The sequence below is a fragment of the Belnapia moabensis DSM 16746 genome, from assembly GCF_000745835.1.
Lineage (GTDB): Bacteria > Pseudomonadota > Alphaproteobacteria > Acetobacterales > Acetobacteraceae > Belnapia > Belnapia moabensis.
In genome coordinates this window covers 59,915-80,406 of record NZ_JQKB01000019.1, presented here as the reverse complement: position 1 = coordinate 80,406, position 20,492 = coordinate 59,915, and the positions used below count along the sequence as shown (strand labels likewise).

The window sequence follows — 20,492 nt, the reverse complement described above, 5'->3', positions numbered from 1 at the left end:
TGAGGCGGCCAGGGCAAGCGGTAGGCTCGTGTCAGCCGAAAGGTTCCACCGCGACCACGCGCCAGCGTGGCGGGAGGTAATGTTGCAAGGCGAGGGACAGCGCAATGCCACGGCCCGGCTGGCTGGGGGAGGCGAGCACCAGACGGGCGGTGACGAGACCGGTGGTCTCGATTTCCAGGTCAGGCCAGCCAGGGCCGACCCGGGCCTGGACCAGTGCGGTCAGACCCTCCGGCGTTGCCTGATGCTGCTGCACGCTGCGGTTGAGGCTGGCGACGAAATCGATCTCCTCTGCGCCGAGGGGAGGCGCCGCACGGAGGAGCGCGTGCCAATCAACCAGGGCGGCGAGGCTCGTCCGGTCCGCGGCACGGAGCGCCGCCGCCAGATTACGCGCCGCCAACCGGGGAGCGGCAAAGGCCGAGGCAACCATCAGCAGCAAGACAAGGGTGGTCAGCAGCACTAGGAAGACACGGCAATTGCGCTCTCGCGTGCGGATCGGGACCATAGCGTGCAAAGGCACCGGCTGGCGCGCAGCGTCATAGCTGGCCCAGATCTCGTCCCAGGGATCCTCCTGGGTGCTTGACCTTCCAGCCAAGCCCGGGCGCATCATAGCATGCCCCTGGCGATGGAGGGCCAAGGCAAAACTCGCTTCGTGAGAGAGCTTCCCATTACTGGCTCCGAAGTCTCAATAAATGGAAATCTGTCTTGAATGTTTGAATGAATGGTTAAGGCGTGATGTCGCGATCCCATGAGACCAGGACCTTTCGGATGCGCTTCCGTTTAGCCGGAACCTTGCCGTTGATCGCCGTGGCCTTGGCCAGCTGCAAGACGCCGACACCGCAAACCGAGAAGGACTGGGTTTTCGCCTGCCCGGAGGCGGAAAGCCGCGTGACCTGGGACGACGGGCGGAGCTTGGTCTTCACCGGAGCCGACCCGACTGATCCCGCCGTCTGCACGGCACGCACAGCAAGCGGCGGGACCGCGCGGCTGGTCTGGGGCATGGTCGAGGAGGCGAACAGCGAGGGGCGCGGGCACCGGACAGGAATGCAAAGCCTCTTCCCGGCCAGAACGGGGAAGAATGCCAGCTATACCGCGACTGTCTCCTACCCAGGCAGTGGCATCCAGTACCCCTTCGAGACGCGCTGGCGGGTGGTCGGCTTTGAGCCGCTGCGGACCCCGGCCGGGCGCTTCGATACAGTCGTGCTGGAGCGGATAGCGAATGGCACCGGCGCCAATGCACAGCAGAGTTTCACCGTCCGCTACTGGCTGGAAGGCGTCTCCGGCATCCTGGTGCAGCGGAAGGTGACGCTGGGACGGGGCGCAACCAGCCTGCTGCGGGACATGCAGGCGACTGCCGTCAGCCTGCCTCCGCCGCCGCCCCGGCAGCCGCCGCCGGCGGGTGCGCCATCCGGCCCACCTTCAGGCTGATCGTGCCGGTTAGAACCATTGCAGCTTCGCAAATTCACCCTATCTCCGAGCGCAAGCGTGGGTTAATGCCCGCGAGCCTTGGGGATCTGCATCGTGAACGTCCAAAGACCGAACCATCTCATCGACGCCAAGGCCTCGCTGGAAGGCCGGCCGAGCCGGGAGGAGGCCGAGGCCGCCGTTCGTACCCTGCTGCGCTGGACCGGGGATGATCCCGACCGCGAGGGACTGATCGACACGCCAGCCCGCGTTACCCGCGCCTATGAGGAGTTCTTCGCCGGCTACGCCATTGATCCGGTGGAGCTGCTGGCCCGCTCCTTCGAGGAGACGGACGGCTATGACGAGATGGTGGTGCTGCGCGACATCCGCATCGAGAGCCATTGTGAGCACCACATGGTCCCGATCATCGGCCGGGCGCATATCGCATACCTGCCGGCGGGGCGCGTCGTCGGCATCAGCAAGCTTGCGCGGGTGCTGGAGGCCTATGCCAAGCGGCTGCAGATCCAGGAAAAGCTCACCGCCCAGGTGGCCAATTGCATCAACGACGTGCTGAAGCCGAAGGGCGTCGCCGTAGTGGTGGAAGCGGCGCACCAATGCATGACGACGCGCGGCATCCACAAACCGGGCGTTACCATGGTGACGAGTCGCATGCTCGGCGCCTTCCGCGACGATGCCTCCACCCGACGGGAATTCCTGGCGATGATCAGAGGGCAGCGCGGTTCAGCCGAAGGTTGACCCTCAGCGGCAATCGCGCCGGGCGTAGCGCTCGCTGCGGTCAGCACGGCCGACATCGCGGCCCCGGCCCGTCGTCGAGGCGATGGCGGCGGCGTCCTGTGCTTCGCCAGCGGCCTCGGCGCAGTAGGGGTCGACAGGGGCCTGCGGCGCATAACCGGTCGGCGGCAGCGGTGCGGCATAGGCCGGAGCCTGGGAGTAAACGGCCCGCGACGGCTGCTCGCTCACCGGCACGCGGACCATGCAGGCGGTGAGGGAGAGGGCGGCGAGGGGCAGGACAAGGCTCTTCATGCCACCCCATCGTCCAAAGCGGTCGAAAGTTTCGCCTCCGGGACTTAGGGCAGCGTTTCGCGCGACGGTGCCGTGTTGCCAGGTGGCAGTTCCTCGACCCCGACCTGGCCAGGGGAGGGGGCCGCCATTCCACCATCCGCATTGGGCGCTACCGCCGCAATCCAGTCCTTGAGGGCACGGCGGAGTTGGAATTCGAACTCCACGTTGAGGTCATCCATCGCCCGGCGCAGCAAGGCCTCGGGCGCGTTCGGGCGCTTGGCCTCCGGCCCACTCACCGAACGGGTGACGGCCGCCTCGGCGAAGCCGACACGGCTGCCGAGGCCGGAGAGGACCTCCAGCCGACAGCCGAGCAGGCAGGTCAGCGCATCCGCCCGCTGGATCACCTGCGCCTGGCTGACTATGAAGCGGGCTTGGCCAGTGGTTCCGACCGCGATCAGCCGGTCGCGTGCCATGATCCGCACAGCCTCCGGCGCCGAAGGTGAGAGCCGGGCGCCGATATCGCCGGGCACCGGGGGCGGCGCCTCCTCGGCGATGTCGATGGCGGCGACATTCAGCGCCAGCGGCGAAAGGTATTTGTAGCCGAGCGGACCCGGCGGCAGCGGCACCGGCTCCGGCCGGCCCCCGCAGGCGGCGGCGAGCAGGGGGAGCAGCAGCACGCCACGCCGGTCGGGCATCACGGAACCTCCAGCCGAATGGACGAAACGGCTCATCCAGCCGTGCCGCTACCTTGGACTTCCGCACGGTCGAAGCGGAAATCGAGATTGCAGAACTCGCAGGTCATGGTGATGGCGCCATCCTCCTGGGCCATGTGGTCCAGGTCGTCCTGTCCGAAGCGCGACAGTACCCCGGCGAGGCGCGAGCGCGAGCATCGGCAGCCATAGGAGAGCGGCCGAGGGCGATCCACCGCCAGTCCCTCCAAGTGGAAGAGACGGTGCAATAGGGTCTGCGAGGGCAGGGCGTCATCCAGCAGCTCGGCATCGGTCAGCGTCCCGACCAAAGCGAGGGCGGTGCGCCAGGCCTCGTCCTGCGCCGCGCCATCGAGTTCCGGGCCTATCCCCCCTTCGCCCGCGACCTTCTCCAAGATGAGGGCGGAAGCTCGCCAGCCTGCCTCGGTATGGTCGCAGGCGAGGCGGACATGAGCGCGGAGCTGCTCCGAGCTTTCGAAATAGTGGCTGGTCATCGCTGCCAGGGTCAGCCCCTTGATCTCGACGATGCCCTGGTAGCGGTCCATGTCCGGTCCCTGGTCGCAGGTGAAGGCGAGGTAGCCGCGGCCAAGCAGCGCTGCGGCATCGCCAACCGGGTCCTTCGATAGGAGCTTGATCAACGCCGCCTCATCCGCTTTGGCGTAGCCGCGCAGCGCGCCAGCCTCGGTGCAATCGGCAAGCAGCATGGAGACGGGGCCGTCGCCCTTGGCTTGAAGGGAAAAGCTACCCTTGAATTTCAGCGCGGCGGCGAGACCTGCGGTGAGCGCCAGCGCCTCCCCGGCAAGGCGGGTGACGGTGGGGTGGTTCTGGTGTCGAGTCAGCAGCGCATCGGCGAGCGGGCCGAGCCGCACCAGCCGGCCACGCACCGGCTTGTCCTCCAGATGGAAAGGCAGGATGCCACGCGGGACGATGATGTCCGGCACCGGTGGCCGGTCGTGCTGGAGAAAATCGGGCGTGGCGGAGGGTTGGGTCGGATCGGACAACGTAGCGGACCTTGGTGCTTCGGCCCCCTTAGATAGGGGCGCGGATGGGCCACGCCCACCCGCCGCCGCCAATCAGCCGACTCCGAGCGCCCAGAGCAGCACGCCCTTCTGGGCATGCAGCCGGTTTTCCGCCTCGTCGAAGACGACGCTCTGCGGCCCGTCGATCACCTCCGCCGCCACCTCCTCGCCGCGATGAGCTGGGAGGCAATGCTGGAAGATGGCGTCCGGCGCCGCATGGCGCATCAACTCCGGCGTCACCTGGTAAGGGGCAAGAAGGTTGTGGCGGTTGGGGCCGGCGCCGTCATCGCCGGTTTCGTCATTCATCGAAACCCAGGCATCTGTGACGACGCAGCGGGCGCCGCGGACGGCCTCAACCGGATCGTCGGTCAGCTCCACCGTGGCGCCCTGGGCGCGGGCCCAGTCGACCACCCATTGCGGCGGGCGGAGCGCGGAGGGCGTCGCCAGCCGCAGGGTGAAGCCGAAGCGAGCGGCGGCTTGGATGAAGCTCTGCGCCACGTTGTTGCCGTCGCCGACCCATGCGACGACTTGGCCGGCGATCGGGCCGCGATGCTCTTCGAAGGTCAGCACGTCGGCCATGAGCTGGCAAGGATGCGAGATGTCGGTCAGCCCGTTGATGACCGGCACCGTCGCATGCGCCGCCATCTCGCGGATGCGGTTCACGTCATGCGTGCGCATCATGATGGCATCGACATAGCGGGAGAGGACCTTCGCCGTGTCGCTCAACTCCTCGCCGCGGGAGGACTGCATGTCCCGCGCATTGAGGTAGACGACATCGCCGCCGAGCTGGCGGATGCCGACCTCGAAGCTGACGCGGGTACGGGTCGAGGGCTTCTCGAAGATCAGCGCCACGGTCTTGCCGGCGAGGGGCTTGGCGCCGAGGCCACGCTTGGTCTGCGCGGCAAGGTCGAGCATGCGGCGGAGCGTCGCCGGCTCGAAATCCATCAATTCGAGGAAGTGGCGAGGGGGCTGTTCCCCCCCGCCGGCCATGGGCTTCAGGGCGGCACTCATTTCGCGGCGTCCCGGACCTTGCTCGGCGTGCAGCGCAGGCAGGTCCTGTCGAGGAGGCGAAGCGCCTCGTCAGCCTCCGCCTCGGTGATGATGAGCGGCGGCGCGAGGCGCAGCACATTCATCCCGGCTGCGACGGTGAGCAGCCCCTCCGCCACCGCGGCATTCTGCATCTCGCCGTTGCTGACCTCCGGCCGCAGCTTGAGGCCGACCAGCAGGCCGGCGCCTTGCACACCCTCGACCACCGCCGGGTGACGAAGGGCGAGTTCCTGCAGGCCGCGCCAGAGGTGCCGGGCGACGCGGTCCACGCCATCGAGGAAGCCGGGGGCGAGGATGACGTCGAGCACGGCATTGCCGGCGGCGCAGGCGAGCGGATTGCCGCCATAGGTGCTGCCATGGGTGCCGGGCTTCAGGTACTGCGCCACCCGCTCCTTCGCCAGGATCGCGCCGAGCGGGAAACCTCCGCCGATGCCCTTGGCCGAGGACATGACATCCGGCTCGATCCCGGCCCATTGATGGGCCCAGAGCTTGCCGGACCGGCCCATGCCGGTCTGCACCTCGTCCAGCGCCAGCAGCAGGCCGAACTCGTCGGCCGCGGCGCGGAGCTGGCGGAGGAAGTCGAGCGAGGCCGGGCGTACGCCGCCTTCGCCCTGGATCGGCTCGACCATGATGGCGGCGGTGGTGCCGTCGATGGCGTCGCGCAGGGCGTTCATGTTGCCGAAGGGCACATGCTTGAAGCCCTGCACCGGCGGACCGAAGCCGGCGATGTACTTCTCGTTGCCGGTGGCGGCCAAGGTCGCCAGGGTGCGTCCGTGGAATGCGCCCTCGAAGCAGATGGTGACGAACCGCTCCGGATGGCCCTGCTCCGCATGGTATTTGCGGACGGCCTTGATCATCCCCTCATTTGCCTCGGCGCCCGAATTGCAGAAGAAGACGCTGTCGGCGAAGGATGTCTCGACCAGCCGCGCCGCCAGCTTCTCGGCCTGCGGGATGCGATAGAGGTTCGAGGTGTGCATCACCCGCGCCGCCTGCTCGGCGATGGCCTGCACCAGATGCGGATGCGCATGGCCGATGGAGGCGGTGGCGATGCCGGAGCCGAAATCGAGGAATCGTCGGCCATCCCCGGTCCACAGCCAAGCGCCCTCGCCCCGCTCGAAAGCGAGGTCGGCGCGGTTGTAGGTGGGCATCAGGGACGGGATCACGAGGTCATCGACTCCAGGCCTCTCCCCCGGCCCGCGCGGATCGCTGACCTTCAGGGGATAAGAGGCGGATTTGGCCGCAATCGAGCGGCGGCGTCAAATCGTCCTGGATGAAATTCGCGGCTATGGCGGGGGAATTGGCTTCCCCCGACTGCAAGCCGATCAGCCGCGCCGCTCGGGCTGGCCCTCATAGGTAAAGGTCGGCAGGCTGCCGAGGCTTTCCTTGGTTGCGCCGGCCAGCGTCCAGCGGCCATTGCTGTTGGCGGCCATGTTCAGCCGGTCATAGGGCACGGCAACCAGCTTGGCGCCGATGCCAAGGAAGCCGCCGACCGAGATCACAGCCACCGGGGCACCACCGCCAGGCGGGATCAGGATATCGTCGATCTCGCCGATGCTCTCGTTGTTCTCGTTGTAGACGGCCGAGCCGATCACCTTGCTGGCGCGGCGGCCGCTGCGCAGTGCGCTGCTGTCGACGGCGAGAGCACCCGTGCTGGCGCCGGTTGTGGAGGACGGCGCGGCGGCGCGGTTGTTCTCCGGATGGGCACCGGAGGTGTTTGTGCCGAGGGCACGGTCCACGGCGCGGCCGGCGGCGGTGCCCGGCGGGTTGCCGGGAGTGCCGTCGGCCGGGGTGCGGCTGCCGGCGGCGGCATCGGCACCGCGCTGGGTGGCAGTGCTCGGCGGGTTGCCCGGCGTGCCGTCGCGCGGGCTGGTCTGGGCGAGCTGGCCGCCAGCAGCCTCGCGCGGCTGGGCCTGGGTTTGGCCCTGCGCCAGAACCGGCAGGGCGAGCAGCGCGGCGGCAGCGGTCATGGCGAGGAGGGAGTCACGGGTCGTTCGCATGGGCGGCGTTACCTTCGTTGCTTGGCCCGGCGGACCGGGTTGGGCCAGGGAAACGCCTCGGCGAGAGACGTGGTTGCGTGGGTGGCGCAGCCAGGACGGTGACAACCCAGGGCTGTGATGACCTCAGGCGGGGTCGCCGGTATCCGGGACCAGCCCTGCGGCCTCGATGCCGGCTACGGCACAGACCTCGTCCTGAGCCGAGACATCGCCACTGATGCCGACCGACCCGAGAATGAGTCCGGAGGCGTCGCAGGCCAGCACCCCGCCCGGAACGGGTACGGCCTTGCCGCCGGCCAGGTCGGAGAGCGCGTTCATGAAGCCCTGCATCGATTGCGCGCGCCGTGCCAACTCCCGCCCGCCAAGGCCGAGGGCGAGCGCGCCCTTCGCCTTGCCCTCGGCGATCTCCGGGCGGAGGAGGGAGGCGCCGTCTTCGCGCTGCAACGCCTTCACTTGGCCACCCGCATCGAGGACGACGACGGTCAGCGGCAACAGGTTGAGTTCGCGCCCCTTGGCCAAAGCGGCGGCAATAATGGCATTGGCTTGGGCGAGGGTGAGGCCATTGGTCGGGTAGCGGGCCATGGGCGTTCTCCGGTTCCGGTTTGCCGAAGCCTATGCCCGGCCCTGCCGATGTTCGCCAGCCCCGCCCGGATCGTGGCAAAGTGCCATGCATGACGAAGGAGAGAGCGAGGCGCCAGCCCATCCCCGCCGGGCCGCCCCCGGGCGAGGCGCAATTGCGCGAGGCGGCGCTCGCCCATCTTGCCCGCTTCGCCGCGACCGAACTGGGGCTCCGGCGAGTTCTGGAGCGCAGGGTGGATCGCTGGGCGCGGCGGGCGGAGGCGGAAGGACAGGACATCTCACCCGCCGCCCGTGCGCGGTCGCTCGCGGCACAGGTGGCGCGGCAGATGGTGGCGCTCGGCGCGGTGGACGATGCGGCCTTCGCTGCGGCAAGGGCGCGGAGACTGACGAAAGCCGGGCGGTCACGGCGGGCGATCGCAGCGCATCTGGCAGGCAAGGGGGTAGCGAAGGAGGTCGCGGCCTCAGTGCTGCCGGATGAGGAGTTGGATGCGGCGCTGGCGCAGTGCCGGCGGCGACGGATCGGCCCCTTCGCGCCTGGGCCGATGGAGCGGGAAGCGCGGTTGAAGGCAATGGGCGCGCTGGCGCGGGCTGGTTTCGGGCGGGATGTGGCGGAGGCGGCGCTCGACATGGAAACCGCCGAGGCGGAGGAGCGGCTGATGCGGCTCCGCCAGGGTTAACTGGCTTTCAGTCGGTTGTCCTCGATGCGGATGGTGCCGGTGGCGCAGGGATCGACACGGCGTAGCTCGGCAGCGCGGCCATCCGCCCAGACGATTCGGAGATCCTGGGCTCCGGGGGCAGTGGCTCGATAATTTGCACTGCGGCCGGGGCGCAACACCTCCTGACCGAGCCGATCTCTGCCCCATCCTTCCAACGAGAGCCGGGCAAGGAAGAGGCGGTCCACCGTGCGCGACGAGGCGTTGACGACATGAAGCTCGCCCTCGCAACTCCCCTGGGACGGGGACTCGGTGGCAATCCGGGCAGGCGGCGGCGGAGAGCAGGCAGCGAGGGCGAGGGCAATGAAAGCCAGGGCGCGTCCCGGCATGCCAGCAAATCCTCCAGGGAGGATCAGACGATACGGTGGCAGATCACCGACCAGCAAGCCTAGGTTTAGCCAGCCGTCAGAATATCATCGCGCAAGATGATGTGGCGGGTGCGGCAGCCATCGATGCCGCCGAGCTCGATCGCCCGGCCATTCACCCAGACGAGCCGCAGCCGCCATGGGCCGGGACCACCGATCGCCAGGGGCATCCGCCCCGCAGCCGGCAAGCCAGGGGTTTGGTCGAGCAGGTCGGGGCCCCATCCGGCGCCGGCGGCGGGAGCGAGGTAGAGCTGCTCGACCGCGAGGGAGGAGGCGTTCTCCACCACCGCTTCGGCCGGGCCGCAGGCGGCGCGCTGGCCGCCAGAGCAGCCGGCGAGAGTCGCCAGCAGGACCAGAAGGGAAAGGCGCCGCATCAGGTTGGGTCGATGGGCGAGGGCGGCGTGCCGCCAGCCTCGATAGCTTCGGCTGCGGCGAGCAGGATGTCTTCCCGATAGCGGCCGGCGACGAGCTGGACGCCGAGCGGCGCCGTGCCGGCGAGGCCGGTGCTGACGGCGAGGCCGGGCAGGCTCAGGAGCGGCAGGCCGACCTGGGGGAGTTGGGCGGCGAGGATGCGCTCGAAGCCTTCAAAGCTTTCCACATCCGCATGGTCGGGGAAAGGGAGGGCACCGGAGACGGGCATCAGCACCACGGGAGTGCGCTCAAGGAAGAGCAGCCATTCGCGCAGCAACGTGAGGCGGCGCTGCAATGCATCCTGGAAGGCATCGAGGTCAGGGGCGGGGCTTAGCCGCTCCATGAAGCCGTAGACGGCCAGTGCATCCGGGTCCGCCTCGCGGGCGATGGCCGCATTGCCGCCGCGCCGCATCTCGGCGAGCCAGAGCGTCGCCTGGAGCTTGGCGCATTCACCGAGCGGAGGCAGCGCGTCCACCTCCTCAACCTGCCAGCCGGCGGCGGCGAGGCGGGCGGCGGCGTCGCGCAGCGCCTGGGCGATGGCGGGGTCGACCAGCATGCCTTCGGGGGCGATGCAGAGGGCGGCGCGCTTCGGATAGGCCGGGCCTTCGAGCGGCGCCGGGGTCCACCAGGGGTCGCGGGCATCGGGGGCGCTCATCGCCACGAGGCCGAGGCGGAGGTCTGCAATGCTGCGAGCGAGCGGGCCGGAGACGGCCATCAGCTGGCCGCCGATGAAGCGGTCGGCCGCGGAGGCGTTCCAGGCGGGGATGCGGCCGATGGTCGGGCGCAGGCCATGGATGCCGCAGGCATAGGCTGGGTAGCGGATGGACCCGCCGATATCCGTGCCATGGCCAATGGCGCCGATTCCGGCGGCGGTGGCCGCCGCGGCGCCGCCGGAGGAGCCGCCCGGGGTCAGCGACGGGTCGCGCGGGTTGCGCGTCGCGCCGTGCAGCGAGTTGCGGGTGAACCAACGGAGCGAGAAGGCCGGGGTATTGGTGCGGCCCAGGATGACGGCACCGGCCCGCTTCAGGTTTGCGACGACGGGGCTGTCCTGCTTGGCGACCAGCGTTTCCTGCAGGCGGAGGCCGTTGGTAGTGGGCCAACCTTCCTGGTCGATATTGACCTTCACCGTGACCGGGATGCCAGCGAGCGGTCCGGGATCCTCGCCGCGGGCCAGCGCCGCATCCACCGCATCGGCGGCGGCCAGGGCCTCGGCCGGGTCATGGGCGATGACGGCATTGATCCTCGGATTCACCGCATCGAGCCTGGCCAGGGCCGAAGCGGTGGCCTCGCGGGCCGAGGCCTCGCGCCGACGGATGCGGGCAGCGAGGTCGGTGGCGGTCAGCCGCCAGAGTTCGGTCATGCGGGGCTCCTGGTGCGAGGCGGCCGCACTGTTTCCCCGCCGCGCCGGCCGGTCAACCGGGGGCGCTGGCCAGCAGCAGCACGCCGCCGCAGATCAGTCCGATGGCCGCCAGCTTCTGCGCCCCGAGGCTTTCGCCGAACATCAGATGGCCGATCACGGCGACCGCCACGTAGCTGGCCGCGGTGCAGGGCAGGGCGACGCTCATCGGGATGCGGCGGAGCGCCACGATGTAGAGCAGCGCCGCGCCGCCATAGGTGACGAGGCCGATGATCGTCGTCAGGCGGAAGAGCTGGGCAAGGAAATGCCCCTCTGCCACCGCCCCCGCCTTCAGCATGACCTGGCCGGCAAGGGAGGTGGCGATGGCGAGGCCGAGCGCGGCCCAATAGGCGCTCACTGCGCGCGGTCCTCCGGGAGGCGGGGGGGCAGGACCTCACGGACTACGCCCTGCGGCTTGCCGTTGGCCGAGAGGAAGGCGCGGCCGACGTATTCGCCCATCACGCCTAGGATGAGGAACTGCACGCCGGCCAGCAGCAGCGTCGTCGTCATGGAGGAGGCCCAGCCGGAGGGCGTGCCGCTCCCGGTCAGCGCCTCCACCACCACGGCGATCGCGCCGAGCAGGCCGAGGATGCCCATCGCCACCCCGGCCAGGATGGCGAGGCGAAGCGGCAGGATGGAAAAGTTGGTGGCGAGGTTCAGCCAGAGCAGAACCAGGCGCTTCAGCGTGTAGTTGGAACGGCCCTCGGCGCGGACCAGGTGCATGACTTCGATGCTGTCGATGCGCTGCGTCACCTGCATGATGAGCCCGTCCACATAGGGGTAGGGGCCGCGGTAGCGGGCGACCTCGGCCACCACCAACGCGCTCATGCAGCGGAAGGAAGAGAGGTAAAGACCTTTCGGCTTGTCGAGCAGCATGTCGGCGACGCCGTTGGCGAAGCGGCTGCCAAGGTTGCGCCAGCCCTCGTGCTTCTTCTCGGCATAGCGGGTGTAGACCACGTCCCAGCCGCCGAGGCGGGCGTGGTCGTAGAGCTTCAGCACCTCCTCCGGCGGGTTCTGCAGGTCGTCGTCCATGGTGATGACGTAGGCGCCGCGGGCATGGCGGAGGCCGGTCATGACGGCGTTGTGCTCGCCGAAGTTGCGGGCATGCTCGACATAGGTGAGCGGGATGGTGGCGGTCGCCGCCAGCGCCCGGCAGACCTCACCGGAATTGTCCGGGCTGCCGTCGTTCACCAGCACCACCTCGAGCCCGCCCTCCGGACGGAGGGCGGAGAGGGCTTCGACCAGGCGGCCGACCGTGGCTGCCCCGCGATAGACCGGGACGACGATCGAGAGGCCGACCGGATGGCCGGCGGCCTCCGGCAATGCCTGGGAGAGTTTCAGGTCCTCGAAACCCATAATGGGAAACCTCATGCGCGGATGGCGGTGGCCAGAATGGAGCCGCCGGCGGGAAAGGGGATGCCGAGCCGCATCAGCTGGCGCTCCAGCACCGTCGCCGCGTGCAAGCTACGGTCGAGCCAAGGCGGAAACGGGGCAACATCGGAGCCATGGTGGGGCGCGCGGGCCAGCAGCTTGCGCTGCGCGACCATCACCGGGAGCAGCAGCGCATTCCAGTAGCGGGTGCGGATGGCGGTGAAGCCGGCGGCCGTCAGCAGGTGCCGCACCCCCGCGGCGGTGAAGCGGCGGACGTTCCGCACGCGGAGGTCATGGGCGGAACGCAGCCAGTCGAAGGCGGGGAGGTTCAGCAGGAGGACGCCGCCGGGGGCCAGGATACGCGTCATTTCGGCCAAGGCCTGCCCGGGCTCCACCGCGGCGTGGCAGAGCACGTCGAGGCTCACCACGGCGCCGAAGCGGCCGGAGGCAAAGGGCATGGCGTTCACCGAGCCGATGGCGACGGGGACACGGGCCTTGGCGCGGGCGCGGGCGGCGGCGGGGGCGAAGTATTCGAGGCCGGTGGCCTTGAGGCCAGGCCGGGCGGCGCGCAGCCGGGCCAGGAAACCGCCGGTACCACAGCCGGCATCCAGCAGGCCGCCAGCGCCGACCGGCACCGGATGCAGCGCGGCGATGGCATGGGCATGCAGGGCGCGGTACCACCACATGTCCTGCTCGGCGGCATCCATCAGATCGTATTCGGCGGGTTCCACGCCGCGCTTCTGACGGTTCGGCGCGGCGAAAACAAGGCGCGGCCGTGGCGGCATTCCGTTCTGTCTTGCGAAGCATGCATCTTCGGTTATTCCACGAGGGATAAGGCGCCGCTTGTCCTTCCGCTGATCGTCCGCCCCAGCCCTGCGCGGGGGCGGCAAGGAGTTGCCGTGTCGGAGCCTGCCTGTTGCCCGCTTCCCTCCGGACCCAGGAGGCCGGGCTGATGCGCGCCGCGTCCCTGCCGCTCGCGGCCAGCTTCCGCGCCGCGCCCACCGGCGAGGAGGCGATGCGCGGCCTCGTCCTGGTCGGCCTCGGCTACGGGGTGGTCTCGCTGGCCGATGCGACGGTGAAATGGGTGATGCCGGAGACCGGGCCGGCGGCGGCGCTGGTCTGGCGCGGGCTGATCGGGGCGCTGCTGGTCTTCCTTCTGGCACGCGGGCGGGGGCTCATCCCGGTCAACCGGCGGCTGCTCGCGGTGCGGAGCCTGCTGCACTGCTGCGTATCGATCACTTGGTACTATTGCTGGGCCGCAGGTGTCTCCCTGGCCGACAGCTATGCGGTGGCCAGCGCCTCGCCGCTGCTGATGACCCTACTGGCGATCCCGCTGCTCGGCGAGAAGGTCGGCTGGCGGCGCTGGACCAGCACCATGGTCGGCTTCGGCGGCGTGCTCTTCATGCTGCAGCCGGGGGGCGAGCTGTGGCGGATCGAATCGCTCATTCTGCTGGTGGCGACGGCGGTGATGGCGCTGACGCGGATCTGGACCCGGGTGCTGACGCGGACGGACGGGCCGCATGCCATCGCCTTCTGGCTGCTGCTGGCGCATGTGCCGGTGGGGCTGCTGGGGCTTCTTTTTCCCTTCCTCTGGCCGGCGGGCGGGCCGCCGCCTCTTGTGCCGAGCCTGTTCGGCATAGCGGCACTGGTCGCCTTCGGCATCGCCAATGCGGTGGCACAGATGCTCTTCGCGCGCGGCTTCGCCCTGGCGCCGATCCAGGCCATCGCGCCTTTCGAGTATACGCCGCTGATCTGGGGCATCGGCCTCGGCTTCCTGATCTGGGGCGAGGTGCCGGCCTGGACGACGCTCGGCGGCGCGGCGGTGGTGATCGGCGCGGGGCTCTACAACGTCCACCGCGAGCGGGTGCGGCGGGCGGCCGAACGCGCTGCGGGGCGCGGCTGATGGCCTTTCGGCACGATATCCGGCGGGGCGCCCTCTGCATGCTCGCCTCGCATGCGCTCTTCACGGCCATGAATGTTTTGGTAAAGGAGCTGGGTGGGCGCATCCCGGTGGTGGAGCTGATGGTCTTCCGCAGCGTCTTCGCCCTGCCAGTGCTGATGGTGATCTTGATGCGCTCCGGCGCCGGCCTCGGCTCCCTGCGGACGCGGCGCTTCGGTGGGCATGCGATGCGGGCGGGGAGCGGCATCGCGGCCCAATCTTGCGGCTTCTTCGCGCTGACCCTCCTACCGCTCGCGGAGCAGACGGCGCTCGGCTATACCCAACCGCTTTTCGTCACCATGCTGGCGATACCCTTCCTTGGCGAGAAGGTCGGCATCCATCGTTGGTCCGCGGTGGGGATCGGCTTCTGCGGCGTGCTGGTGATCGCGGCGGGGCAGGGCGCCCTAGGCGGTGTCGCGGGGGCGCCGGTGATGGGCATCGCCACCGCGGTTGCGCAGGGGATGTTCTCGGCGCTGACCACGCTGCTGGTGCGGCAGCTCTCGGCGACGGAGAGCTCCACCACCATCACTCTCTGGCAGTCGCTGCTGATGGGCAGCTTCGCTCTCGTCCTGCTGCCCTTTTTCTGGGTGACGCCGACGCCGCTCGAACTCGGGCTGCTCATCCTGATGGGGCTGGTCGGCGGCGCGGCGCAGTGGCTGCTGACCGAGGCCTGGGCCAGCGCGCAGGTCTCCGCGCTCGCGCCCTACTCCTACTCGGCGCTGCTCTGGTCGATGCTCTTCGGCCTCCTCGCCTTCGGCGACCTGCCCGGGCCGGCGATGCTGGCGGGGAGCGTGTTGATCGTCGCCGCCGGCTTGTACATCCTCCATCGGGAGCTGGTGCGCCGCAGGGCGGCCCCCGTCCCGGAGGAGCGACAAGCATGAGCATTCCCTTCCTGACCCGGGACGAGCTGGCCCATGGCGCGGTGGAGCGCATCGCGCCGGGGGTGCGGCGGCTGGTCTGCAACAACCCCAGCGCCTTCACCTTCCGCGGGACCAATACCTACCTGATCGGCGAGGGGGAGGTGGCGGTGATGGACCCCGGGCCGGAGGACGAGGCGCATCTGGCGGCGATCCTGCGGGCGACGGAGGGGGAGCGGATCACCCGGGTGATCGTCACCCATACCCATCGCGACCATTCGCCGGGGGCACGGCCGCTGGTCGCCCAGACCGGGGCGATGACCTATGGCTTCGGCCCCCATGTGACGCCGCCCGAGGCGGGCGGGGAGGGAGGCGACCATGGCTTCCACCCGGATGTGCGGCTGGCCGATGACGAGGTGCTGGAGGGCGAGGGCTGGCGGCTCCGGGCGCTGCACACGCCGGGGCATTGCGCCAACCACCTCTGCTTCGCGTTGGAGGGAAACGGCATCCTCTTCAGCGCCGACCATGTGATGAGCTGGTCCACCAGCGTGGTCAGCCCGCCGGATGGCGACATGGCGGACTACATGCGCAGCCTCGACCGGGTGATGGCGCGGGACGACCGGCTGCTGCTGCCGGGCCATGGCGCGCCGCTCACTGACCCGAAGCCCTTCCTCGCCGCGCTCAAGGCTCATCGGGAGGAACGGGAGGCGAAGGTGCTGGCCGCGCTCCGGACCGCCCGGCGGGCGACGCCGGCGGAGCTGGTGCCGCCGGTCTACGGGCCGCTCGATGCACGGCTGGTCGGACCGGCGGGACGCAGCCTGCTCAGCCACCTCCTCAAGCTGGAAGGCGAGGGCCGAGCAGCGCGAGACGGGGAGCAATGGACGGCGGTCTAGCCCAGGCTCCATCCACCAAGGCCAGGCTTCATCGATTGACGGCGAGTCAGGGCACCAAAGCAGCCTTTGGGTCCCGGCAAAGTTACCAAAATATGAATAACGTGTGTCAACTTAATCTAACCGTTATGTCATTTTCCGCGGCAGCAACAACTATGATCGCCAGGTGCTGTGCCGATGATGGAACGATTTGATCTGCTGGTGACGAAGTCTGTCAATGTATATGCCGGTCAATCCGTTATCCTCGATAAGTTCATCGGCCAGATCTGCTTCTACAACTCGGTCAAAATGCTGCCAATCGTGGCGGCGTTCTTCGCTCTCTGGTTGGGAGCGCAAAGGTCGGGGCAGGGACGGCGCCTGTTCCTTCAGGGCATCTTCGGCGGCTTCGCAGGGCTGGTCGCGTCCCGGCTGATCCAAAATCTCGGTCCCAACAGGCCCCGGCCACTGTATGCCATCAGCGACTTCGTCGTGCCGATCGGTCGGCCCGCCGATGTCCTCCGGGACTGGAGCTCCTTCCCCAGCGACACGGCGGCACTATCCTTCGCGCTGTCCTTCGCGTTGTGGCGGGCCGACCGACGTCTCGGTGTGGCTGCCTTCGCCTGGTCGGCCGTCATTGTCTGCTTCCCGCGGCTCTATACCGGACTCCATTACATGAGCGACCTGCTGGCGGGTGCCGCGATCGGCATAGTTGCAACCATACTGGTGGGCCGGTGGCGTGGCCTGACGGACGCTGCCATCCGCGTCACGGAGCGGGCAGAGCGTCGGCATGCGACTGTCTTCGGCATCGCGCTGATCATGCTAGCTTACCAGTTTACTACCATGTTCGAGGACGTGCGCGTCCTCGCGCGGCGGGCGCAGTTCATCGTGGTGACAGCCATTGAAAAGGAGGTCACTCCGCCGCAGGGCGTGAGAGGCAGCGGCCATGTCCTGGCCGATCAATCGCATCCAGATCAGCCTTGACGATTGCGACAGGACGCTGCGTCAGCGCTCCGGCAACCTGTGATCCATTCCACGGAAGCAGATCAACTCCCGCGCTTCGCGTTCTGTGGGGGTGAGGGCGAGCCAGCCGACGAACTCCCGTAATACCTTGCTCGTGATGCTGGCGATTTTGTGCCCGAAGGCTTCCTCAATGCCGAAGAAGCGCAACTCCTGCAGCTCGCCGCTGCCGCGGAGCGCGCCATGGGTGGCCTCGGCGGGCGCGATGAGGAAGCGGGCGTTGAAGCGGCGGAAGCGGTTGGGCGGTGTCACGGCGCGGCAGAGATAGTCGAGCGTGGCGAGGTCGGGCAACAGGCGCTGCCCTTCCTTCCGGCCGAGGACGAGGCCGGTTTCCTCCTCAAGCTCGCGGGCGGCGGCGATGGCGATGGCCCGCGCCAGCGACGGTGGCGCCTGGCGCTCCAGGCAGGCGCGGGTGAAGGGCGGCAGCTCGCCGAGCGCCGGGGCACGATGATCGGCGCGGTCGACCCGGCCGCCGGGAAAGACCAGCACATTCGGCATGAAGCGGTGCGATGCGTGGCGAAGGCCCATCAGCACCTCCGGCCCCGCCGCGCCATTGCGCCATAGGATGAGGCTCGCGGCGTGGCGAGGGGTGACGGAGCGGGCAGCACGCTTCGCCTCCTCGGCGCCGCCCGGATTGTCGGCGGTCGGGGCTTCAGTCAAGCGAGAGGCCTTGCAGCTTCAGCCAGGCGCGGAGGCCGAAGCGCTCCGGCACGGAAAGCTGGCGGGCCGCATTCTCGCTCCAGCCGCAGCCTTCGGGCCTCGGGCCGTGAATCTCCGGATAGCGCGGCTTCGCCGGCGGGCGGGCGGCGTCATAGGCCGGCAAGGCGGCCTCCAGCCCGCTGTCGTCATAGGTCTCGCGGTGGACGACCAGCGCCTGCGGCAGTCGGGGCGACAGCCAGTTGCGCGGCCCTTGGGGCCAGCCGAGCGTCAGGCCAGCGACGGGGAAGACGCCCTCGGGCAGGGCACACATTGGCCCGATCTTCTCGACATGGTTGCGGACATAGGAGATGGGGCAGGTGCCGAGCCCCGCCGCCTCCGCCGCCATCACCGTGAAGCCGAGGGCGAGCGCCGCATCGGCCGCGGCGTTGAGGAAGGTATCGACATTGTCGTTGGCGTAGCGGCGGCCATGCAGTGCGGCGACGCGGCGGCCGCGGCGGATATCGCCGCAAAAGAGCAGGAAGACGGGGGCTTGCTTGATCCAGTCCATACTGCCGATCCAGTCGGCGATGCGGGCGATTTTGTCCGGGCTCTGGATCAGGATGATGGAGTATTGCTGGAGGTCGGACTTGCTGGGCGCAGACTGGGCGGCGGCGAGGATGGTGTGCAGCAGTGCCTCCGGCACCGGCTCGGCGGCGTAGCGCCGGGTGACGCGGCGGTCGAGCAGGGCGGCGAGCGCGGGCGCTACTTCCGCCGGCGGGGCGAAGGGCAACGGCGCCTCGGGCTTGAGGCCGTAGCGGCCGCGGATCAGGCTTTCAGGCGTCACGGCCTCTCCCTCATCCCCAAGGGTAGCCTTCCGCGACATGAGCCGCGGAAGGTGTCGTGCATCCAGGGACGCTTACAGCGGATCCCAGCTGAACACTTCGCCCGAGCGCTCGAGCGGGACGAAGAAGCTCTTCAGCGCCGGCAGGGCATGCTCGGCCAGGCTCTCCGGCGTCCAGCCCTCGCTGCTGTGGATGCCGCGGATTGGCCGGTTCTGGCTGAACAGGAAGAGCTCGTTCATGCGCGGGGCGAAGACCTGGCCGTTGACCTCCTTCGCCGCGTCAGAGGCGAGGAAGACGGCGAGCGGGGCATTCTTTTCCGGGCCCATGCGCATGATCTTCTCGACCCGCGCCTTCTGCTCAGGCGTCTCGGCGGGGATGGAGCTGGTCATGCGGCTCCAGGCGAAGGGCGCGAGGCAGTTGGAGCGCACGTTGTAGCGCTTCATGTCGAGCGCGATCGACTTCGACAGCGCCACGATGCCGAGCTTCGCCGCCGAGTAGTTCGCCTGGCCGAAATTGCCGATAAGCCCCGAGGTCGAGGTGATGTGGACGAAGGCGCCGCTCTCCTGCTTGCGGAAGTGCGTCGCCGCATGGCGCGACATGTAGAAGGAGCCATTGAGGTGGACGTCGATGACGGCGTTCCACTCCTCGGGCGTCATCCGGTGAAAGATCTGGTCGCGCAGGATGCCGGCATTGTTCACGACGATGTCGATGCGTCCGAAATGATCGAGCGCCGACTGGGCGATCTTGCCAGCGCTCTCCCAGGAGGCGACGCTGTCGGTGTTGATCTCAGCCTGGCCGCCGCGCTGCTCGATGATTTGCTTGGTCTGCTGCGCCGGCGTGGCGGACTGGCCCTCGCCGGTCAGGCTGGCGCCGATATCGTTGATGATGACCTTGGCACCGGCCTGCGCCATGTGCAGGGCGATCTCCCGGCCGACGCCGCCGCCCGACCCGGTGACGACGGCGACCTTACCATCCAGCATGCCCATTGGCGTTCCCTCTCCGTAGGTGGCTATCTATTCCTAGACCCGTCCGGTCGCTCCGTGAAGCCGGGGTCAGGCGGGAATGCGCACGGGCAGGGCCGCGATGCCGTGGATAAAATTGGAGTAGATCCGCCGTGGCGGCCCAAGCACCTCGATCACCGGGAAACGGGCCAGGATTTCCTCCCACAGGATGCGGAGCTGCAACTCGGCCAGGCGGTTGCCGACGCAGCGATGGACGCCGAAGCCGAAGGAGAGGTGTTGGCGTGCCCGCGGCCGGTCGATAATAAAGCGGTCCGGCTGCTCGATCGCCGCCTCGTCGCGGTTGCCGGAGACGTACCACATCGCGACCTTGTCCCCGGCACGGATGGTGCGGCCGCCGACCTCCACGTCGCGGGTCGCGGTCCGGCGCATGTGAATCACGGGCGTCGCCCAGCGGATGATCTCGGACACCATGTTGGGGATCAGGCTGGGATCGTCGCGGAGCTTCCGGTATTCAGCCGGGTTCTGGTGCAGTGCGAGCAAGCCGCCGGTCATCGAGTTGCGGGTCGTGTCGTTGCCGCCCACGATGAGCAGGGCAAGGTTGCCCATGAATTCGCGCAGCGGCATGTCGCGCGTCGCTGGGTCGTGGGCCAGCATGGAGAGCAGGTCGAAGCGCGGCGGGGCGTCGCGCCGGGCGTTGAAGAGGGCGGCCATGGTCTCCGCCATCACCTTCAGCTCGGCGAAGCGCGCCTCTTCGGTCGGGACCAGCGGGTCGGGAGCGTTGACGTCGCAGATCGCCACATCGGACCAGTAGGTCAGCTTCTGGCGTTGCTCGAAGGGGAAGTCGAAGAGCGTCGCCAGCATCATGGTCGTCAGCTCGATGGAGACGCGCTCGACCCAGTCGAAGGTCTCGTTGCGCGGCAGCCCGTCCAGCACGCGCTGGGTGCGCTCGCGGATCAGCACCTCCATATTGGCGAGGTTGCCGGGGGCGACGATGGGCTGGACGACCTTCCGCTGCTCGTCATGCTTCGGCGGGTCCATGCGGATGAAGCTCGGCCGCGCCATGTCCTTCGGTTGGTCGATGAGCTGGATGCCGCCGGCCTCGGAGGAGAAGGTGGCATGGTCCACCTCCGCCGCCATGATGTCCTTGTAGCGGGTGAGCGACCAATAGGGGCCGAAGCGGCTGTCGGCGCAGAAATGCACCGGCTCCTCCCGCCGCAGCCGGGCGAAGAGCGGGCCCCAGGTCTCATCCCGATAGAGTGCTGGGTCGCTCGGGTCGAGATGCGAGAGGTCGGACGGGACGCGGGCGACGACGTTCATGGCTTAGCCTCCCTGGGTTTTCCG

25 protein-coding genes are annotated in these 20,492 nt (G+C 68.9%); 7 read left to right on the top strand and 18 right to left on the bottom strand.

Features of this window, described 5'->3' with window-relative positions; translation table 11 throughout:
* Positions 1-31: 31 nt before the first annotated feature.
* Positions 32-592, bottom strand: a complete 561-nt coding sequence (locus tag EP26_RS14325) for a hypothetical protein (protein WP_157033541.1) — start codon at positions 590-592, stop codon at positions 32-34.
* A 173-nt stretch (positions 593-765) separates the two neighbouring features.
* Here EP26_RS14325 and EP26_RS14320 point away from each other — a divergent pair, with 173 nt between their 5' ends.
* A complete protein-coding gene (locus tag EP26_RS14320; RefSeq protein ID WP_157033540.1) occupies positions 766-1,425 on the top strand; it encodes a hypothetical protein in 660 nt (219 codons plus the stop codon).
* 93 nt (positions 1,426-1,518) lie between these two features.
* On the top strand, positions 1,519-2,157 hold the full coding sequence (folE, locus tag EP26_RS14315; RefSeq protein ID WP_043339437.1) for a GTP cyclohydrolase I FolE: 639 nt from the start codon (positions 1,519-1,521) through the stop codon (positions 2,155-2,157).
* Between the two features lie 3 nt (positions 2,158-2,160).
* On the opposite strand, the gene EP26_RS14310 is transcribed toward folE, so the two are convergent.
* The 7 genes from EP26_RS14310 to EP26_RS14280 form a co-directional block, all read right to left on the bottom strand.
* The gene (locus EP26_RS14310) at positions 2,161-2,445 is read right to left on the bottom strand and encodes a hypothetical protein (protein WP_043339377.1); all 285 of its coding nucleotides are present in this window, start codon (positions 2,443-2,445) and stop codon (positions 2,161-2,163) included.
* Between the two features lie 44 nt (positions 2,446-2,489).
* The gene (locus EP26_RS14305) at positions 2,490-3,119 is read right to left on the bottom strand and encodes a hypothetical protein (protein WP_043339376.1); all 630 of its coding nucleotides are present in this window, start codon (positions 3,117-3,119) and stop codon (positions 2,490-2,492) included.
* A 32-nt stretch (positions 3,120-3,151) separates the two neighbouring features.
* On the bottom strand, positions 3,152-4,132 hold the full coding sequence (hslO, locus tag EP26_RS14300; RefSeq protein WP_043339374.1) for an Hsp33 family molecular chaperone HslO: 981 nt from the start codon (positions 4,130-4,132) through the stop codon (positions 3,152-3,154).
* 72 nt (positions 4,133-4,204) lie between these two features.
* On the bottom strand, positions 4,205-5,161 hold the full coding sequence (gene argF, locus EP26_RS14295) for an ornithine carbamoyltransferase (RefSeq protein WP_043339371.1): 957 nt from the start codon (positions 5,159-5,161) through the stop codon (positions 4,205-4,207).
* A complete protein-coding gene (locus EP26_RS14290; RefSeq protein WP_043339370.1) occupies positions 5,158-6,360 on the bottom strand; it encodes an aspartate aminotransferase family protein in 1,203 nt (400 codons plus the stop codon). The genes argF and EP26_RS14290 overlap by 4 nt, the downstream gene beginning before the upstream one ends.
* 159 nt (positions 6,361-6,519) lie before the next feature.
* The gene (locus tag EP26_RS31970) at positions 6,520-7,194 is read right to left on the bottom strand and encodes a PRC-barrel domain-containing protein (RefSeq protein WP_052389183.1); all 675 of its coding nucleotides are present in this window, start codon (positions 7,192-7,194) and stop codon (positions 6,520-6,522) included.
* A gap of 123 nt (positions 7,195-7,317) precedes the next feature.
* Positions 7,318-7,773: a GlcG/HbpS family heme-binding protein gene (locus tag EP26_RS14280; protein ID WP_043339369.1), complete on the bottom strand. Its 456-nt coding sequence runs from the start codon at positions 7,771-7,773 to the stop codon at positions 7,318-7,320.
* A gap of 89 nt (positions 7,774-7,862) precedes the next feature.
* Between EP26_RS14280 and EP26_RS14275 the strand changes: the two genes are divergently transcribed.
* Complete coding sequence (locus EP26_RS14275) at positions 7,863-8,447, top strand: RecX family transcriptional regulator (protein ID WP_043339368.1); 585 nt, start codon at positions 7,863-7,865, stop codon at positions 8,445-8,447.
* On the opposite strand, the gene EP26_RS34855 is transcribed toward EP26_RS14275, so the two are convergent.
* The 6 genes from EP26_RS34855 to EP26_RS14250 form a co-directional block, all read right to left on the bottom strand.
* Complete coding sequence (locus tag EP26_RS34855; RefSeq protein WP_157033539.1) at positions 8,444-8,812, bottom strand: hypothetical protein; 369 nt, start codon at positions 8,810-8,812, stop codon at positions 8,444-8,446. The two genes, EP26_RS14275 and EP26_RS34855, sit on opposite strands and share 4 nt — an antisense overlap.
* A gap of 65 nt (positions 8,813-8,877) precedes the next feature.
* Positions 8,878-9,222: a hypothetical protein gene (locus EP26_RS14270; RefSeq protein WP_043339365.1), complete on the bottom strand. Its 345-nt coding sequence runs from the start codon at positions 9,220-9,222 to the stop codon at positions 8,878-8,880.
* Positions 9,222-10,619 (bottom strand): amidase family protein, encoded by a 1,398-nt coding sequence (locus EP26_RS14265; protein ID WP_043339363.1) that lies wholly within the window; start codon positions 10,617-10,619, stop codon positions 9,222-9,224. The genes EP26_RS14270 and EP26_RS14265 overlap by 1 nt, the downstream gene beginning before the upstream one ends.
* A 52-nt stretch (positions 10,620-10,671) precedes the next feature.
* Entirely contained in the window at positions 10,672-11,013 is a 342-nt protein-coding gene (locus EP26_RS14260; RefSeq protein WP_043339362.1) for a DMT family transporter, read from the bottom strand.
* The gene (locus tag EP26_RS14255) at positions 11,010-12,011 is read right to left on the bottom strand and encodes a glycosyltransferase family 2 protein (RefSeq protein ID WP_052389182.1); all 1,002 of its coding nucleotides are present in this window, start codon (positions 12,009-12,011) and stop codon (positions 11,010-11,012) included. The genes EP26_RS14260 and EP26_RS14255 overlap by 4 nt, the downstream gene beginning before the upstream one ends.
* An 11-nt stretch (positions 12,012-12,022) precedes the next feature.
* Positions 12,023-12,757, bottom strand: coding sequence for a class I SAM-dependent methyltransferase (locus EP26_RS14250; protein WP_052389195.1), 735 nt, complete (start codon positions 12,755-12,757; stop codon positions 12,023-12,025).
* Between the two features lie 221 nt (positions 12,758-12,978).
* Between EP26_RS14250 and EP26_RS14245 the strand changes: the two genes are divergently transcribed.
* The 4 genes from EP26_RS14245 (at position 12,979) to EP26_RS31965 (ending at position 16,672) form a co-directional block, all read left to right on the top strand.
* The gene (locus tag EP26_RS14245; protein WP_245624399.1) at positions 12,979-13,929 is read left to right on the top strand and encodes a DMT family transporter; all 951 of its coding nucleotides are present in this window, start codon (positions 12,979-12,981) and stop codon (positions 13,927-13,929) included.
* Positions 13,929-14,846 (top strand): DMT family transporter, encoded by a 918-nt coding sequence (locus tag EP26_RS14240; RefSeq protein ID WP_043339361.1) that lies wholly within the window; start codon positions 13,929-13,931, stop codon positions 14,844-14,846. Before EP26_RS14245 ends, EP26_RS14240 begins: the two co-directional genes overlap by 1 nt.
* Positions 14,843-15,715, top strand: coding sequence for an MBL fold metallo-hydrolase (locus tag EP26_RS14235; protein ID WP_043339360.1), 873 nt, complete (start codon positions 14,843-14,845; stop codon positions 15,713-15,715). Before EP26_RS14240 ends, EP26_RS14235 begins: the two co-directional genes overlap by 4 nt.
* 174 nt (positions 15,716-15,889) lie before the next feature.
* The gene (locus tag EP26_RS31965; RefSeq protein ID WP_052389181.1) at positions 15,890-16,672 is read left to right on the top strand and encodes a phosphatase PAP2 family protein; all 783 of its coding nucleotides are present in this window, start codon (positions 15,890-15,892) and stop codon (positions 16,670-16,672) included.
* A 21-nt stretch (positions 16,673-16,693) separates the two neighbouring features.
* Here the strand turns inward: EP26_RS31965 and EP26_RS14225 are convergent, their stop codons facing one another.
* The 4 genes from EP26_RS14225 to EP26_RS14210 form a co-directional block, all read right to left on the bottom strand.
* Complete coding sequence (locus EP26_RS14225; protein WP_157033538.1) at positions 16,694-17,368, bottom strand: NUDIX hydrolase; 675 nt, start codon at positions 17,366-17,368, stop codon at positions 16,694-16,696.
* Complete coding sequence (locus EP26_RS14220; protein WP_169747401.1) at positions 17,361-18,191, bottom strand: nitroreductase family protein; 831 nt, start codon at positions 18,189-18,191, stop codon at positions 17,361-17,363. The genes EP26_RS14225 and EP26_RS14220 overlap by 8 nt, the downstream gene beginning before the upstream one ends.
* A 72-nt stretch (positions 18,192-18,263) precedes the next feature.
* Positions 18,264-19,169 carry an SDR family NAD(P)-dependent oxidoreductase gene (locus EP26_RS14215; RefSeq protein WP_211259444.1) on the bottom strand — a complete coding sequence of 302 codons (906 nt, stop codon included), beginning with the start codon at positions 19,167-19,169 and terminating at the stop codon, positions 18,264-18,266.
* 72 nt (positions 19,170-19,241) lie between these two features.
* Positions 19,242-20,468, bottom strand: coding sequence for a cytochrome P450 (locus EP26_RS14210; RefSeq protein WP_043339358.1), 1,227 nt, complete (start codon positions 20,466-20,468; stop codon positions 19,242-19,244).
* Positions 20,469-20,492: the final 24 nt, after the last annotated feature.